Source organism: Listeria welshimeri serovar 6b str. SLCC5334 (assembly GCF_000060285.1).
Lineage (GTDB): Bacteria > Bacillota > Bacilli > Lactobacillales > Listeriaceae > Listeria > Listeria welshimeri.
Genome location: NC_008555.1, coordinates 2,147,090 through 2,163,743 on the forward strand (window position 1 = coordinate 2,147,090; position 16,654 = coordinate 2,163,743).

Here is a 16,654-nt window from a genome sequence, read left to right on the forward strand (position 1 = left end):
TTACTCCTCCAAATTATAGTTTAATTCACGGTCATGAGCTAATTTTTTAATACCTAAAGCATCAAATACCATCGCTTTTTCTGCAATATACGCATTGTATTCGATACGCTCTAGCATATCGTATGCTTTATGCACGGTTGTTTCTAAAACGACAATCCCATGTTTATTTAATAAGCTTGCACTTGGCACTGCTTTTTCACCTAATTCAATAACATGTTTACGAACGATTTCAGCAAGCTCAGGGCTAGTCGCTGGAGCAAAATTGAGCGTTGGAATGCGTCCCAATTTTTGGGTTGCTTCGGTTAAATTAGGCAATTCCATCCCAAGTGTTGCAAATAACATGGATTCTTTTGGATGTGCGTGCAGGACACAACCAATATTCGGGTTCTCTACATAGCAAGCACGGTGCAAATTAATTTCTCGCGTAATTCTTCCGTCCCCTTCCACAACTTCATTATTATTATCTACTACCAAAATTTCATAGGGGGAAAGATCACATAGTTTTGCTTGACTCATAAGTGTAGGCGTCATTATAATATGTTCGCTATTCATGCGGACACTTACATTACCTCCCGCCGCATTCGTTTCAAAGCGATCAAACATCGTCTTCACTATTTTCGCTAAATCTTCACGTTCTTTTTGGTATAACATCTTATCTCTCCTCCAATTGTATAATACTTACTTGATTCTTGAGTTTTCCAGCAGCTTCTAAATCAAAACTTGAACTGTCTTGTTGCATCACTTTGCTGGCTGAACATCCTGTTGCGACTTTTAAAGTTTCAGTAATTGGCATATTCATTGCGAGCCCTGCCATAAAGGCGCCTACAAACACATCGCCAGCTCCTGTATCATTTCGTTCATGTACTTTTGGTGGAATAACTTGATATAATTTGCCATTATGGGCGCAAATGGATCCTTTTGCTCCAAGTGAAACGACTAGATAAGGAATGTTTTCTGCTAATTTCCGGATATTTTCTTCCAGTGAAGCCTTCTTTTCGTCTAAAATGGCAATTACTTCGTCCTCATTCGGTTTAATGAAATCGACGCCCATTTTAACGGCTAAGTTTAAATAATCACCAGAATTATCGCATCCAAGAAACGCGCCTGTTGCCTTTACAGTTCTTAGTAGTTCTTTAAAATCAGATAATGTATAATGAGGAGGCGGAGATCCAGCAATCACCACCATATCCTCTTTTTTGACTTTTTTAGCGACTTGTTTTAAAAGATTATCTTTGTTGGTCTGACTTACGGTAAAACCAGCTTCAGGTATCATGGTGCTGCCAAATGTGTCATCACTTAAGACGACGAAGCATTCTCTTGTGGAAGTTCCAGCTTCTACAAGGAAATCATGGTTGATATGTTTTTCTTTTAGAATGGCATATAGTTGGTCCAGATTGTCTGATCCCGCAATTCCAAGTGCTTCATTTTTAATTCCAAACTTGGATAACACTCCTGAAACATGAAGCCCCTTTCCTCCGCAATCAAATGCTGTTTTTGTCACTCGATTCGTCTTTCTTTTCTCTAACTCTCCATGAATGAAAAGTAATCGGTCAATAGCTGGATTTAAAGTTATCGTGTAAATCATCTCATCACTCCTATTTCTTAAGAGCTAGCTTTTTCTAGTTCAATAGTCCGTTTTTTCATCATCTTCACATAAAATACTAGTAATAATACCCAAATTGCGACAAAAATAAAGCCCAAAATAGTGAACTGACTTGCTTCTGCAAAAATATAACGGAACACTGGATACTCAAGTGTACTCCAAGTGATTTGTTGTCCAGCTTTTAAAGAAATTGCTCCTGTTGAATGAGCTAAATCTGTAATCGTTCCGGCAAAGAAAGTAGAAACATATAAGAAAATAGGTGTTGTAATCGTTCCAAGAATAATCATGCGGATTAAGTTCCCACCTGTTACAATCAACGCTGGTGCACATAAAGAAATATTTAATATGCCAGCAAATGGTAAAACGCCATTTCCAGGTAAAATCAGCGCGAAAATCAGTGTTACTGGAACCATAAGAACAATTGCCACCCATACTTCACTACATCCCGCTAAAATCGGCCAATCTAATCCAATGAATAATTCACGGTTTTTAAATTTACGTTTCATGAATTCAGAAATACCATCAGATAATGGGGATAATGCTTGCATAAATAATTTAGCAACCATTGGGAAAAGTGTTAATGCCGCAGCAGCTTGCATAGCCAGCATCAATGTTTTCGCTACATCATAACCTGCAGCAATTCCTAGCAGTCCACCAATAATAAAGCCCATCACATGGTTTTCTGCAAAAATACCAATTTTATCTTTTAATGCATTGGCATCCATGTCTTTTCTCAGTGCTGGAATTTTCTTAAGTAACCAGTCAATCGGCATTAAGAAAATACAGAAAATCATCATACCGTGGGAAACTGTTACACCAGGAATCCCATTAAGTTCTTGAATTTGTCGTTGGTTTGCATCACAAAGAATAAGTTCGGTAACAATCTGAATTCCGGCAACGATAAATGCCAAATAAACATTTTGTGTTACCCCAATAATAAGTACAGCAGTCAAAATTTTGCCCCAAACATTCCATAAATCAACATTCAAGGTTTTTGTTTTATTAATGATGAGCATAATCGCATTAATACCAAGTTGTAATGGGAACATCAGAAAGGCAAATGGCCACGCCCAAGCAAGTGTTGCCATTGAGGTCCATCCTCCATCTAAGATACTTAAATCAATCCCGGTTCTTTCTGCCAGGCCTTGTGCGGCTGGCGTTAAAGCTTCAATCATAAAGCCGATAACAATATTCATTCCAAGGAAAGCTACCCCTAAAATAATTCCCGCACTTACTGCATCTCTCACTTTCATTCTTACAATTAGCCCAATAATAATCATTAAAGCTGGAACAAAAACGGCAGCTCCAAGGTTCAAAATAAACTGTATAACTGATTGTAATGACTCCATTTTTTCACGCTCCCTGTTTTATCTTGTTTATTTTAAGGCATTAAGTAATTTTTCCGTCTCTTCTTCCATGCCCATGCCAGTTAAAAACGCAATGCCATTTAATGTTGGAATATCAAATTCTTTATTTGCTTTTGTAATTGCCACATACACATCACTGGTTTTAATATGCTGCTCTAGTGATTTAATGTCTACTGCCTCCACTGTTGCACGCACGCCTTTTTCTTTTAAAATACGTTCTACTTTTGATGCGACTGTTTGACTTGTTGCTACTCCTGATCCACATGCTACGATCACTTTTTTCACTGTAATCACTCTCCAAATTGTTTTTTTAGAAAATCATATAATGTATAGCTATCATTCATTGCTTTTATTTGTTCCACAAAATCCGCTTCCATAAATTTCTCCATGATACTTGAAAGCAGTGGAACTTGATCTTTGGGATTTTTTATTCCTAACATGAAAATGACCTCAACATCAATCCACTTTTCTGTCGTCCCCATTTGAATGAAAGGAATCGGTGTTGAAAGTTTGTTTACAAGCACAAAAGGTCGTTTGACATAAATAGTATCTGTGTGAGGAATTGCGATTTTGATGCCATTCATCTCGAGTCCCGTAGGAAAAATGGCTTCTCGACTTGTTACCGCTTCTCTAAAAGTCGCCTCTACATACTGCTCTTTTTCTAAAATCTTGCTAGTACTTTCAAAAAGTTCCACCTGACTCTCATAACTTGAATTTATCAGGGTTAACTCTTTTTGAAACAAATCATGGTAATCCACGTGACGCTCACCCCCTTTCAAGGATTTCAACGATTTTCTTTTTGTTAGTAGAAGCGAGAAGTTCCGCTAATATTTCTGGCTGTAAGAAAATTTCGTTCAACTTTAGTAATAATGGTATATGCTTGTTTTGTTCAGATGGAGCGAGTGCAATCATCATTTTAACTGCTTCATTCGCTGGTGTTCTTGTGTCTGTTTTTATTATCATCAACTGAATATCTTGCTCTATTACTCCATTCACAGGTTTAGCATGTGGTAAGTAAATATTCGGTCCGATCATCATTTGCTCATAGTTTTGATAGAATATTTCTTCACAAGTATTAATATAACCGGAATCCACCGTTCCTCGTTTTAACAATGGTAAAAATGCTTCTGAAACCAACTTTTCCCACTTAAGCGGTGTTTCTAAAAAATGAATTTGCTCCGCTGTAATCCGCATTTGCTCTGGTTCTTTTTTCTCTACTGGTTGCTCTTTTTTGTTAAAAAATGATTCTACTTTTGCCTGCACTAATCGAATATTTTCTTCAGGGATTTCATCTTTTAGCATAGCAAGAAGTTCTTTTGTTTTTTTATGACTGTCCATTTCAATCGCTTTATCAACTTGTTCCCTTATTGTTTGTCGACTGTCTTTGCTTAATATCGAGGGAATGACAAAAATGGTGGCACTGCTTTGGACAGGTACAGTCGTAAAAATAAAATCAATATCCCGCGCAACCGTTTTTAATTGCCGCACCGCATAAGCTCCCTGAAAATCGATATTTGGAAACATCATTTTCAAGTTTTCAAGTAGTAACTTGGAAATGGATGTACCACTTTTACATAGGACAACTGCACGGAAAATCGGCTGTTCCGTTTCCTCAATCTGGTACATCCATCCAAGAACAATCATGGAAAGATACACGATTTCTTCCTCCGACCACTTATGACCCACCAATTTTTCAAAAGGTTTAGAGGCTTTTTCTACGATGTTGAATGTAGAGGTGTACTCTTTGATAAACTGCTTTTTAAGTGGATTATTAATTTGAAATCCTAAAATCGTTCGGTAAATTGCTGGTCTGACATGTAAAATCACTTTTTCTTTAAATTCATTTTTCTTCATGATTTCTGTCGCAAAATACATTTCAAGTAAAGCGATGAACTCATCAACGGCATAGGCGATTTCTTCACTGTCTGAGAAATGAAGCGCCGACTCTACTAGGTTTGAAGCAAGTACTTGTAACGATAAATAAAGCAAATCATTTTCACTTAAAAAATCGTAACCCCAAAACATTTCTTTCATTATCGGGAATTCGCGGGTGTTTTTAATGTCATATAGTTCAATTTTAAATGTCCATTTCTTTGTTGTTACTTTAGAGCGTTTAATTATTCCGTGGAGAATATAGGGCAATTCTTCCATCTGCTCATCTGTAAACGTAATTTGAAGCTTGCTTTCGACCTTTTCGAGCCGTTTCTTGAGTAAAAAGACCTCACTCACTGTAATTAGCTTTTTTTCATCAAGGACAAATTTCCCGTACGGAGTTTGAACAACTTCACGAATTAATTCTGCAAGTAAGTTGCGAATCAGAAATTCTGAACCGGAAACTGCATAGCCATCTTTTCTTGAGTAATCTAGTTGAATTTCAAATTCATGCAAGTTTTCCTTAATGCTTTTCACATCGGTTAACATCGTATTTTTACTTACGTACACATAGTCCGCAAGTGCGCCGAGAGACATATAATGATTATGTAGTAATAATTTAATCATAATCAGTTTGCGCCGAATATTTACCTCATAAAATGAAAACAGTTGTTGTTCTTCTGCCGTTAAAAGCCGGTAACAAGCTTCCCTACATACATCTGTAACAAAAATCATGTCATGGTCAATTAAAATTGGTTCTGACTTTAGTAGATGGTTTATTTGTGTAATCTGTGCGCCGATTGCTTCTTTTGATACTTTAAAATTCTTGGAAACATTTCTAAGATTCACTTGCCGATTCAAGAGCAGATAAGTAATTAATTCCTTACAATTCTGTTCCATCTACTTTCCCCTCCCTTACTTTAATACTAAATGATAACCCTTACATAAAAACATTGATTCATCACAACTTCGCTTTTAGCAGAAAGATTTATTGTGATGAGTAATATTTTTGGGCTATTTTCTATTATAGATTAGAAGAATTTAGAGGGAAATATAAAAAAAGTGTGAGTTGGCATTTACTAAACCTCCTCACACGTTCTTTCTATTAAAATCTGTTTTATTATTTTGGCTACTTTTAAAGATTCTTGTTTTTCTAATCGAGTGTAAGTCACACGAATCACAGTTTCTTTTACGCCAAACAAAAATCCCGGCATCACTAGTAAATCATGTGCTAAAAAAATATCAAAATCGCGAATGGAGCGAAATTTCACAGGCAACTTCACCCATAAATGAAAACCACCTTTTGGAATAATATACGTTAGTTCGCCCGGTAATATAGTTTCAAATGCTTCCACTAAATCATCTCTTCGTCTTTCTAAAACTTGGTATAATTGTGTTAAATGGCTGTGATATCCGGTCGTATTTAAAACACTATTTGCCAGTACTTGTGGAAAAATACTTAAACCAAAATCCATTTCTTGTCTTGCGAGCGCGAGTCGTTCAATTACCGCTGTTGGTCCAATTAACCAGCCAATTCGGGTAGTTGATCCCATGATTTTCGAGAGCGAGCCAATGTATAATACATTATCTGTATCCAATTGTTTTAGTGGTGCTGGAATTTTTTCATCAAGTGCTGCGAGTTCAGAAAAAGGATCATCTTCTACAATTGGAATTTTCAAGTGAGCACAAATGTCCACAAGTTCTTTGCGACGTTTTAAACTCATCACGATTCCAGTTGGATTTTGAAATGTCGGGTTAACAAAAACCATTTTTACACGATGTTTATGATATAACTCACGTAATTCAGAAATAATCACACCATCTTCATCCATTGGCAAAGCAAAAATCCGCAAACCAGCTGATTGGAATAATGAGAGCGAATAAAAATAAGAAGGCGATTCAATTGCAACTGCATCACCAGGTTTTAATAAACATTGCGTAATTAAAAAAAGAGCTTGTTGGGCGCCAGATGTAATGAAAACTTGCTCGGGACGTGTTTGTAAACCATAAGCCTTTTTCATTTGTTTTTGAATCGTTTCACGTAATGGCCTATAACCAGCCTCATCCTCCAGCTGTTCTTCAGCAATAAAAGACTGCCATGATAGACTGGGCGTTTCAAGTTTAGGCGTCATTTCTAGAGGAAGTTCCCCCGTCGCAGCATCAATCACTTGATCAGAATTGGCGCGTTCCATGACTCCTGCTTGCCGAATATACGGAACTGCCGGGGTAAAACCACCTTGCGTTAAATAGCGCCGCCAATTCGTTGACTGTCCCGCAAAAAGTCCCCATTTTTCTGCATTAACCGTTGTTCCGCTACCTTGTTTGCGAATGATAACCGCTCGTGCCGTTAGCTCATCAAGTGCGCGCACAACCGTCGAACGGTTCACCCCAAATATTTCTGCTAACTGTCTTTCAGGTGGTAATTTTTCTTCTGGTAAAAGTTCCCCATTCATAATTTTCGTTTCTATTAAATCTACAATTTGTAAATAAATTGGTAAATTAGATTTTTCATTAAGTTTCCACATCGGTTTATTCCCCCCGTATAATTGGATGGATAAATAAACATCCAATTGGCTGTTTTTACGAAATGGCTTTTAGCTTATCATAATAATCAGGTAATTTCAATTAACTTTGATGGAGGTTGTAAATATGGAGAAAAAAGTTGGTACAGACCGAGTGAAACGTGGTATGGCGCAAATGCAAAAAGGTGGCGTCATTATGGACGTTGTGAATGCTGAACAAGCAAAAATTGCGGAAGACGCTGGCGCAGTAGCAGTTATGGCGCTTGAACGAGTTCCTTCCGATATTCGTGCAGCAGGAGGAGTTGCTCGTATGGCCGATCCTCGTATTGTCGAAGAAGTAATGAACGCTGTTTCTATCCCCGTAATGGCAAAAGCTCGCATTGGTCACATTACAGAAGCACGTGTCCTAGAAGCAATGGGCGTGGATTATATTGACGAAAGTGAAGTATTAACACCCGCCGATGATGAATTCCATTTGCTAAAATCAGATTTCACTGTTCCTTTCGTGTGTGGTTGTCGTGATATTGGTGAAGCACTCCGTCGTATTGGTGAAGGTGCTGCCATGCTTCGTACAAAAGGAGAACCTGGAACTGGTAATATCGTCGAAGCTGTCCGTCATATGCGTCAAGTAAATGGTCAAATCCGCCAAATCGTTGGTATGACAGATGATGAATTAATGGTTGCCGCTAAAAATTTCGGTGCTCCATATGAACTTGTAAAAGAAATTAAATCCCTTGGTAAACTTCCTGTTGTTAATTTTGCTGCTGGAGGGGTTGCGACTCCTTCTGATGCTGCATTAATGATGGAACTTGGAGCTGACGGTGTTTTCGTTGGATCTGGTATTTTCAAATCAGATAATCCTGCTAAATTTGCTAGTGCGATTGTCCAAGCAACTACTTACTATACAGACTATGAATTAATCGGAAAACTTTCCAAAGAGCTAGGTTCCCCGATGAAAGGAATCGAAATGTCTCGCCTAAACCCAGAGGACAGAATGCAAGATCGGAGTGTTTAATATGAAAAAAATTGGTGTTCTTGCACTTCAAGGTGCTGTCGACGAGCATATCCAAATGATTAAATCTGCCGGTGCTCTCCCTTCAAAAGTAAAGCACCCGAGTGATTTAAACGAGCTTGATGGACTTGTTTTACCAGGTGGAGAAAGTACAACTATGCGCAAAATCATGAAACGCTATGATTTAATAGAACCTGTTAGAGCATTTGCTAAAGAAGGAAAAGCTATTTTTGGTACTTGTGCCGGACTTGTCCTTTTGTCCAAAGAAATCGAAGGCGGCGAAGAAAGCCTAGGATTAATTGACACAACCGCTGTTCGTAATGGTTTCGGTCGGCAGAAAGAAAGTTTTGAAGCTGAGTTAAACGTCGAAATATTTAGTGATGCTCCTTTTGAAGCTGTATTTATCCGTGCCCCCTACTTAATCGAACCAAGTCCCGAAGTATCTGTGTTAGCAACCTTTGAAGATAAAATTGTAGCAGCTAAAGAGGCCAATATTCTCGTCACCGCGTTCCATCCAGAACTAACAAACGATAACCGTTTCATGCGTTTCTTTATCGAAAAAATGGTATAAAAAAAAGCAGTAGACACATGCGTCTACTGCTTTTACCTATTATTTATTCACTGCTTGCGCTGCTGTAATTAATGTTAAGTTATAAACATCATCTGTATTACAACCACGAGATAAATCATTAACCGGTGCATTTAATCCTTGTAAAATTGGTCCAACTGCTTCAAAATTACCTAAACGTTGAGCAATTTTATAACCAATGTTCCCTGCTTCTAAACTAGGGAAAATGAACACATTAGCGTCCCCTTTAATAACGGAACCTGGGGCTTTTTTCTCTGCAACCGTTGGAACAAAGGCTGCATCAAATTGGAACTCTCCATCTAATGTTAATTCTGGGGCTTTTTCTTTTGCAAGCGCTGTTGCTTCTACGACTTTTTCTGTTTCATCGGATTTTGCAGAACCTTTTGTAGAGAAGCTTAACATAGCAACACGTGGGTCAATGCCAAAGATTTCTGCTGTTTCCGCACTAACAATCGCATTTTCCGCTAAGTCTGCTGCAACTGGCGCAATATTGATAGCCACATCACTGAATAAGTAACGTTCTTCGCCACGAACCATAATCATCGCACCGGCAACTTTACTAACGCCTGGTTTAGTTTTAATAATTTGTAGCGCTGGACGAACAGTGTCTCCAGTAGAGTGAGCCGCCCCACTTACAAGACCTTCTGCTTTTCCTGTGTATACAAGCATTGTTCCAAAATAGTTTGGATCTGCAAGCATTTTACGAGCTGCTTCTTCTGTTGCTTTTCCTTTACGACGTTCTACAAATGCAGCTACTAATTCATCAAAAAGTGGATCAGTCGCAGGTTCATGGATAGCAATTCCTTCAACAGAAACGCCAATTTCTTTTGCTTTTGCTTCAATTTCACTTTTGTTTCCAAGTAAAATTGGTGTTACGATATTTTCTTTTTGCAGACGTGCAGCTGCTCCGACAATACGTTCATCTGTTCCTTCAGGTAATACAATGCGCACGTTTTTCCCAGTAACTTGTCCTTTGATTGTAGTAAATAAATCACTCATGTGTTATTTTCCTCCATTAATATAAATGTTATAGTTACCATTTTACTATAAAAACGGGCAACTTGATAGAAAAAAAGCGTTTAAAAACAGCTCCAGCACTTATTTCCGTGTATCAATACAGAGGTAAAAAGGCATGCTAACCAGATAATAGCGCATTAACCATTAAGGAATTTTTTTGCTGTTATACCTTCTTATTTTGCTATCCTATTAATAAATTCAAAAAAATACTTCATATTAAATTGCATTCGTGATAAAATGAACATAGTTGATAATGATTATCATATTCAGTACATAACATAAAAGGAGGCCTGCTAGCTTATGCAATTAAATGAAACTGCTGTCGGCGATAAAGTTCGCATCTCAGAATTAAAAATAGAGAATGCCATGCTTAAACGTCGCTTACTTGCTCTTGGTTGCGATGAAGGTTGTGATATTTGTATCAAACAAAAAGGACTGTTTGGTGGTCCATGTACTTTTGAAACAAAAGGTCAATATATCAGTATTAGACAGTGTGATGCTTGTGCCATTATGGTGGAACGCCGATGAGCCAAAATACATATTGTTTACTTGGAAACCCAAATACTGGGAAAACTTCTTTATTTAATGCGTTAACAGGCTCTTATGAATATGTAGGAAATTGGAGCGGAGTGACCGTCGAAAAAAAAGTCGGTACTTTACGTTCAAAAACAGGAAAATTAATTGATTTACCTGGTATTTATGATTTAAATCCTATTTCTCGTGATGAAACAGTCGTCACTAGATTTTTATTGGAAGAAAAATTCGATTGTATGTTAAACATTGTTGATTCATCGCAAATTGAACGCAATTTAAATTTAACCATCCAACTACTTGAGTTTGGCGCACCAGTCGTGATGGGACTTAACATGGTCGATGTCGCTGCGGGTCGTGGCATTCATTTAAATATCCAAAATTTAGCGAAAAAACTGCGCATTCCGATTTTGCCAGTAGTCGCTCGTTCTGGAAAAGGTACTGATGAAATTTTATCTACTTTATCCGAAAAGCATGTGGCGCCAGCGATTCCGCTAGTGTTACCATACGGCGAGCTCGCGGAGACAGCAATCGCTGAAATCCAGTCATTAACAAAAGACATCATTCCTACTAAACAATCTCGTTGGCTAGCAGTTCAATTTCTTTCCAAAAATGAAGTCACGGAAGAATTTTTAGCTTCTAATTCTGCGTTTGAACAATTGAAAAAAATCCGAACGGAACTAGAAACTGCCCTTGAAGGAAAGTTAGAAAATCATTTCCACCAAATTCGGGTAAATTACATTCATGATATTTGTTTGACCTCAGTCGAATATACGCGCAATTCGGATATTCCACTATCAGACAAGCTCGATAAAATTTTTACACACAAGTTTTTCGGGATTCCGATTTTTCTTGGAATTATGTGGTTAATTTTTCAAATAACTTTTACGTGGGTTGGCGCACCGCTTTCCGACTTACTTGATGGTTTTATCAGCGGATCGCTTACGGATTGGGTAACATCTTTCTTAACAACGATTGGTGCATCTGGTTTTATCATTGATTTGGTCGCTGAAGGAATTATCGCTGGCGTGGGTGGCGTTCTTGTCTTCGTTCCGCAAATTTTGGTTATTTTCTTCTTCATTTCTGTCTTAGAAGATTCAGGATATATGGCCAGAATAGCAGTTGTTATGGACCGAGTAATGGAAATTTTCGGCTTAAATGGGAAAGCTTTTATCCCAATGATCATCGGGTTTGGCTGTAACGTACCAGGAATTATGGCAGCACGTTCCATCGAAGAATCCAAAGAACGAACACTAACGATTCTAGTTTCTCCATTTATGTCCTGTTCCGCCCGTCTTCCAGTTTATGCCCTTTTCGTTGGCGTATTTTTCGAAAAATATCAAGCACTTGTCGTATTGTCACTTTACGTTATCGGCATTTTAATGGCACTGATTGTCACTAAAATCCTTTCGAAAACATTACTTAAAAAAGATAATTCCGTGTTTGTCGTCGAATTACCACCTTACCGCTTGCCATCACTTAAAACTTTATGGCGTAGCACATGGGAAAAAGGAAAAGGCTTCTTGCGTAAAGCAGGGACATTTATTTTTGCAGGTTCCGTTATCATTTGGTTGTTAAACTATGCTGGGCCGTCCGGACTTGATGTACCTATGGGTGAAAGTTTCTTAGCCATCATCGGCGGAATGTTAGCACCGTTACTTGTTCCACTAGGATTTGGCACTTGGCAAGCAGGCGCAACTCTTATTCCTGGATTTTTAGCAAAAGAAGTAGTCGTTTCAACCATGGCAATTATTTATGCTGTTGGAGAAAGTTCCATGGGTAGTGTTGTTAGCACTTTCTATACGCCACTTTCGGCTTATTGCTTTATGTTATTCATCTTGCTCTATATCCCTTGTTTAGCAACAGTTGCAGCCATTCGAAAAGAAACTAGTTCATGGAAATGGACTGCATTTTCAGTTGCTTATCCACTTGTTACAGCTTATGTTTTAGTATTTCTTGTTTATCAAATTGGCAGTCTATTCGTTTAAGAGAGGATGTTTTTTCATGAGTATTATTGTTAATTTACTACTTGGCGGAGCAATTTTTGGGTATACCATTTATGCCATCATACAATTTGTAAAACGTAGCAAACAAGGAAAATGTGGCGGTTGCGAACTTGAAAAAGCCTGTAACTGCGAATCAGATGAGTATACAAATGTAGATCATATATTTAAATAACAAAAAAGAGCCTATCTCGAGGCTCTTTTTTATTTCGTTCCCGGTTTAATCGTCACTGCCACAATTTCATATGGATTCCCTAACCGAGGAAAAGCTTTTTGATGAAAACTACCCGCGCCAAGACCTGCTGAAATAATCATTGTTTTACCATCTTTTGTATGCTGACCATATACATATTTAGGCAAAATAGTTCGTTGTGGTCCAGGAGCAATCGCACCTATATTCGTAAATGGAATTCGCACAATTCCACCATGTGTATGTCCACTTAAGGTTAAATCAAATCCATTATCCACATATAGCTCAAAATAATCCGGCATATGTGATAAAAGAACTTGATAATATTTTGGATCTTGCTGCATTTTTATCTCGGCTAAGCCTTCTTCATAATAAGGATAGTCATAAGTCAAATTCGCACTACTTCGCAAACCAGACAACTGAAATTTCTGCCCTCTAACGTCGATAGTGGCTGTTTTATCTTCTAAGTTAATAGCACCGACATCTTCTAAAAAAGGCTTGTAGTCATCTTCATAAGCACCTTTAATGTCATATTCATGGTTTCCTGGCGAATAATAAACTGGCGCTATCTTCGTTAACTTCTTAATAAGTGATTTCGGAACACTATCTCCTTGCCTATCAAAAAGATCCCCAGTGATTGCAATTACGTCAGGATTCAGCTCTGTCACTTTTTCTAATAGCTTTTTATTTTTATTACCAAATTCGCTATAATGCAAATCAGATATTTGCACTAATTGTATTTCTTTTTCAACCTTAGCTGAACTTACTTCATATTTCTTTACGGTTAATCTAGTCCCACAGAACCATCCAATAACCAGTAAAAGCGTAATAATAATTAGCGCAATAATCCATTTCATTTTTAAAGACATTTTTCCACCTCTATGTTGCATAGTCCTTTTATTGTAACATTTCTCCCATACAAAGCAAAAAGAGATTCCACCATTAAAATAGTAGAATCTCTTATTTATTATTTTACAGGAGGATTTGACACAATTGCTGTCATTTTCCCTTCAATTTCCCAAGTTTTTACATCATTTGGTAATATAAAATGATCGCCTTTTTTAATGGATTGTTTTGTTCCATCAATAGTCAGTTCGGCTTCTCCGTCTAAAATACTCACTAATGTGTAAGGCGCTTTTGCCGCAAATTCAGCCTTGCCATCCACTTCCCATTTATAAACGCTAAAGAAGTCATTCGATACAAAAGTTGTTTCAGTTAGGCCGCCATGCGTTTCTGTTTGAATATCTAATTTCGCATCTACATGTGGAGCAGTCGTAACGTCAATTGCCTTATCTAAATGAAGTTCACGCAAGTTTCCATCTGCATCTTTACGGTCGTAGTCATATACGCGATAAGTTGTATCAGAACTTTGTTGTGTTTCAAGAACCAAAGTCCCAGTACCTAACGCATGAATCGTACCACTCGGAACATAATAGAATTCACCTGGTTTAATTGTTACTTTACGAAGCAATTTATCCCATTCACCGTTTTTCGCCCAGCTAGAAAATTCTGCTCTGCTCACCGCTTTATGACCATAAATTAATTCTGCCCCTGGTTCGCAGTCAATAATATACCAACATTCTGTTTTTCCAAGTTCCCCATTTTCATGCACTTTAGCGTATTCGTCATTTGGATGAACTTGAACAGAAAGATCGGTATTTGCATCCAAAATTTTTGTAAGTAATGGGAAAACAGCTTCTTTAGGATTACCAAAAAGCGCTGGTTTTTCTTCCCATAATTCTGCTAATGTTTTACCTTTAAATTCTCCATTTTTAATTACGGAAGGACCATTTGGATGAGCGGAAATCGCCCAGTCTTCTCCAGTAGTATCAGACGGGATATCGTAGCCAAAGTAATCATGTAGTTTCGTTCCACCCCAAATTCTGTCTTGAAAAACAGGGTTTAAAAATAATGCTTCTGTCATTATAAATTTACCTCCATTCCAGCTTTTTTGCTGGGTTTTGTCAATTAAAAGTATATACTAATAATAGCGAATATGCTAGTTATTTTCCGCCCAAAAAGCCTCTTTCTTTTATTTGTTCGGTTAAGTTCGAATAATACGGTTTATCATAAAATTTCGCTAAACGTTCGGTATAAGAAACAAAACCTTCTCGTTTGGAAAACGGAATAATTTCTTGATCATATGTTTCTAATAAAGGCATAACGTCCGTTTGATAAGTTTCTTCAAAATAAACAGCTTCTTTAGGTAAACGAGGTTTCACAGGTGCTTCAACATCTGGAACTCCTACACAAAGTCCGACCACTGGCATGACAAATTCAGGTAAATCAAGGAACTCAGAAGTGGCAGTAATATTTCTGCGCAAACCACCAATACAAATTGTCCCGTAATCAAGGGATTCAGCTGCGGTTAAAGCATTTTGCATACAAAGTCCAATATCCGTTGCTGCAACCATAAGTAAATCTGCTTCTCCAGCTATTTGAAAACTTTTTCCGTGCATTTCACTTGCTACTTTAACCCGGTGAAAATCCGCTACAAAACATAGAAATACGGAACATTCTGCTATGTATGGTTGATTACCGCAAAGCTCTGCCATTTTATTTTTTCGTTCTTGGTCTTTAATCGCAATAATAGAATAATGTTGACCATTAATCCATGAAGGCGCTGCTTGGGCTGCTCGAATAATAGCATCTAATTGTTCTTCTGGTATTTCTATCCCTTTTTTATATTTCCGAAAAGAACGATGGTTTCTAAGTAATTTGATTGTGTCATTCATATATATGCCTCCTAATTTTATTCATTTAATTAAAGTATAGCTTGTTTTTCGCCAATTGTTAATGTTTTCTCTTGTATTTCCATTAGATATTTTCTACACTTAAAGAAAACGAGGTGAAAAGATGTGCGCCAACAACAAATAGATTTTAAATGGCTAGAAGAAAATTTCTTCACAACAAATGAGGCCGCGACTTACTTAGGCATATCTAAGCAAGCACTCCTTTCCTTAGCAAAACGAGATGTCCTTCCTTACACAAAAAAAGGAAATATGGTTCTTTTTCACCGGCTTGATATTGAACTTCGATTAGAAAGTCAACAAAGCTTACGTAAAAAATACCGTCCTTTTGAAACATGATTTTCACAAACAGCGAATCGGACGAACTACTTTCGATATGGTACACTTTAGTTAGTGATATTCTAAACAAGGAGTGATACATAATGAACGAAGCAGTAAAAACACTTGATGGCTGGTTTTGCCTCCATGATTTCCGTTCCATTGACTGGGCAGCTTGGCGTGAATTAAACCCAGCAAATCAAGAATTAATGTTAAATGAATTAAGTCATTTTTTAAGTGATATGGAAATTACCAAAAATATCGGTGAAGGTGAACATACTATATACAGCATTCTTGGGCAAAAAGCAGACTTGGTGTTTTTCACTTTACGTGATTCACTAGAAGCTTTAAATGAAGTTGAAAATCGTTTTAACAAGTTGGCTATTGCTGACTATTTATTACCTACGTATTCCTACATCTCTGTGGTGGAATTGAGTAATTATCTCGCTTCTCATATGGCGGGCGGTGAAGACCCTTATCAAAACAAAGGTGTCCGAGCTCGACTTTATCCCGCACTTCCACCTAAAAAACATATTTGCTTCTATCCTATGAGCAAAAAACGTGATGGTGCCGACAATTGGTATATGCTTCCTATGGATGAGCGTCAAAAACTTATTCGCGATCATGGACTAATTGGTAGAAGCTATGCTGGAAAAGTACAACAAATCATTGGAGGATCGATTGGTTTTGATGATTACGAATGGGGTGTCACGTTATTCTCAGACGATGCACTGGAATTCAAACGAATCGTGACAGAAATGCGCTTTGATGAGGCGAGTGCCCGTTATGCAGAATTTGGTTCTTTCTTTATCGGCAATCTTTTACCATCCGAAAATCTCTCTAAATTATTTACCATGTAATAATAGAATTTGGAATTTCT

The 16,654-nt window shown here is 37.5% G+C and carries 18 protein-coding genes; 7 read left to right on the forward strand and 11 right to left on the reverse strand.

The genetic code is table 11. From position 1 onward, the window contains the following. The 7 genes from LWE_RS10750 to LWE_RS10780 all read right to left on the reverse strand — a co-directional run bounded on the left by LWE_RS10750 (window position 1) and on the right by LWE_RS10780 (window position 7,367). Window positions 1–651: a class II aldolase/adducin family protein gene (locus tag LWE_RS10750; RefSeq protein WP_011702873.1), complete on the reverse strand. Its 651-nt coding sequence runs from the start codon at window positions 649–651 to the stop codon at window positions 1–3. 1 nt (window position 652) lies between these two features. Then, the gene (locus LWE_RS10755) at window positions 653–1,585 is read right to left on the reverse strand and encodes a 1-phosphofructokinase (protein WP_011702874.1); all 933 of its coding nucleotides are present in this window, start codon (window positions 1,583–1,585) and stop codon (window positions 653–655) included. A 17-nt stretch (window positions 1,586–1,602) separates the two neighbouring features. Then, the gene (locus LWE_RS10760) at window positions 1,603–2,952 is read right to left on the reverse strand and encodes a PTS galactitol transporter subunit IIC (protein ID WP_011702875.1); all 1,350 of its coding nucleotides are present in this window, start codon (window positions 2,950–2,952) and stop codon (window positions 1,603–1,605) included. Between the two features lie 27 nt (window positions 2,953–2,979). Continuing rightward, on the reverse strand, window positions 2,980–3,255 hold the full coding sequence (locus LWE_RS10765) for a PTS sugar transporter subunit IIB (RefSeq protein ID WP_011702876.1): 276 nt from the start codon (window positions 3,253–3,255) through the stop codon (window positions 2,980–2,982). Window positions 3,256–3,260: 5 nt separating this feature from the next. Then, complete coding sequence (locus LWE_RS10770; RefSeq protein ID WP_011702877.1) at window positions 3,261–3,728, reverse strand: PTS sugar transporter subunit IIA; 468 nt, start codon at window positions 3,726–3,728, stop codon at window positions 3,261–3,263. Between the two features lie 7 nt (window positions 3,729–3,735). Then, window positions 3,736–5,742, reverse strand: coding sequence for a BglG family transcription antiterminator (locus tag LWE_RS10775; protein ID WP_011702878.1), 2,007 nt, complete (start codon window positions 5,740–5,742; stop codon window positions 3,736–3,738). Window positions 5,743–5,921: 179 nt separating this feature from the next. Continuing rightward, window positions 5,922–7,367, reverse strand: a complete 1,446-nt coding sequence (locus LWE_RS10780) for an aminotransferase-like domain-containing protein (RefSeq protein WP_011702879.1) — start codon at window positions 7,365–7,367, stop codon at window positions 5,922–5,924. A 124-nt stretch (window positions 7,368–7,491) separates the two neighbouring features. On the opposite strand from LWE_RS10780, the gene pdxS reads away from it, so the two are divergent. After that, window positions 7,492–8,379 (forward strand): pyridoxal 5'-phosphate synthase lyase subunit PdxS, encoded by an 888-nt coding sequence (gene pdxS, locus LWE_RS10785; RefSeq protein ID WP_011702880.1) that lies wholly within the window; start codon window positions 7,492–7,494, stop codon window positions 8,377–8,379. A 1-nt stretch (window position 8,380) separates the two neighbouring features. Then, window positions 8,381–8,947, forward strand: coding sequence for a pyridoxal 5'-phosphate synthase glutaminase subunit PdxT (pdxT, locus tag LWE_RS10790; RefSeq protein ID WP_011702881.1), 567 nt, complete (start codon window positions 8,381–8,383; stop codon window positions 8,945–8,947). A 39-nt stretch (window positions 8,948–8,986) separates the two neighbouring features. Here pdxT and pta read toward each other — a convergent pair whose 3' ends face one another. Then, window positions 8,987–9,964, reverse strand: a complete 978-nt coding sequence (gene pta, locus LWE_RS10795; protein ID WP_011702882.1) for a phosphate acetyltransferase — start codon at window positions 9,962–9,964, stop codon at window positions 8,987–8,989. Between the two features lie 318 nt (window positions 9,965–10,282). On the opposite strand from pta, the gene LWE_RS10800 reads away from it, so the two are divergent. From LWE_RS10800 to LWE_RS10810, 3 genes are read left to right on the forward strand one after another with little or no spacing between them, the layout of a single operon-like run. Then, window positions 10,283–10,510, forward strand: a complete 228-nt coding sequence (locus LWE_RS10800) for a FeoA family protein (protein WP_011702883.1) — start codon at window positions 10,283–10,285, stop codon at window positions 10,508–10,510. Further along, a complete protein-coding gene (gene feoB, locus LWE_RS10805) occupies window positions 10,507–12,501 on the forward strand; it encodes a ferrous iron transport protein B (RefSeq protein ID WP_011702884.1) in 1,995 nt (664 codons plus the stop codon). Before LWE_RS10800 ends, feoB begins: the two co-directional genes overlap by 4 nt. 16 nt (window positions 12,502–12,517) lie before the next feature. Next, window positions 12,518–12,691, forward strand: a complete 174-nt coding sequence (locus LWE_RS10810) for a FeoB-associated Cys-rich membrane protein (protein WP_011702885.1) — start codon at window positions 12,518–12,520, stop codon at window positions 12,689–12,691. Between the two features lie 29 nt (window positions 12,692–12,720). On the opposite strand, the gene LWE_RS10815 is transcribed toward LWE_RS10810, so the two are convergent. From LWE_RS10815 to LWE_RS10825, 3 genes are all read right to left on the reverse strand, one after another. Further along, complete coding sequence (locus LWE_RS10815; protein ID WP_011702886.1) at window positions 12,721–13,575, reverse strand: metallophosphoesterase; 855 nt, start codon at window positions 13,573–13,575, stop codon at window positions 12,721–12,723. A 98-nt stretch (window positions 13,576–13,673) separates the two neighbouring features. Beyond that, complete coding sequence (gene manA, locus LWE_RS10820) at window positions 13,674–14,630, reverse strand: mannose-6-phosphate isomerase, class I (RefSeq protein ID WP_011702887.1); 957 nt, start codon at window positions 14,628–14,630, stop codon at window positions 13,674–13,676. Between the two features lie 79 nt (window positions 14,631–14,709). Continuing rightward, entirely contained in the window at window positions 14,710–15,441 is a 732-nt protein-coding gene (locus LWE_RS10825; RefSeq protein ID WP_011702888.1) for an NADPH-dependent oxidoreductase, read from the reverse strand. 123 nt (window positions 15,442–15,564) lie between these two features. On the opposite strand from LWE_RS10825, the gene LWE_RS10830 reads away from it, so the two are divergent. Next, the gene (locus LWE_RS10830) at window positions 15,565–15,795 is read left to right on the forward strand and encodes a helix-turn-helix domain-containing protein (protein WP_011702889.1); all 231 of its coding nucleotides are present in this window, start codon (window positions 15,565–15,567) and stop codon (window positions 15,793–15,795) included. An 83-nt stretch (window positions 15,796–15,878) separates the two neighbouring features. Further along, window positions 15,879–16,634, forward strand: coding sequence for a hydrogen peroxide-dependent heme synthase (hemQ, locus tag LWE_RS10835; RefSeq protein WP_011702890.1), 756 nt, complete (start codon window positions 15,879–15,881; stop codon window positions 16,632–16,634). Window positions 16,635–16,654: the final 20 nt, after the last annotated feature.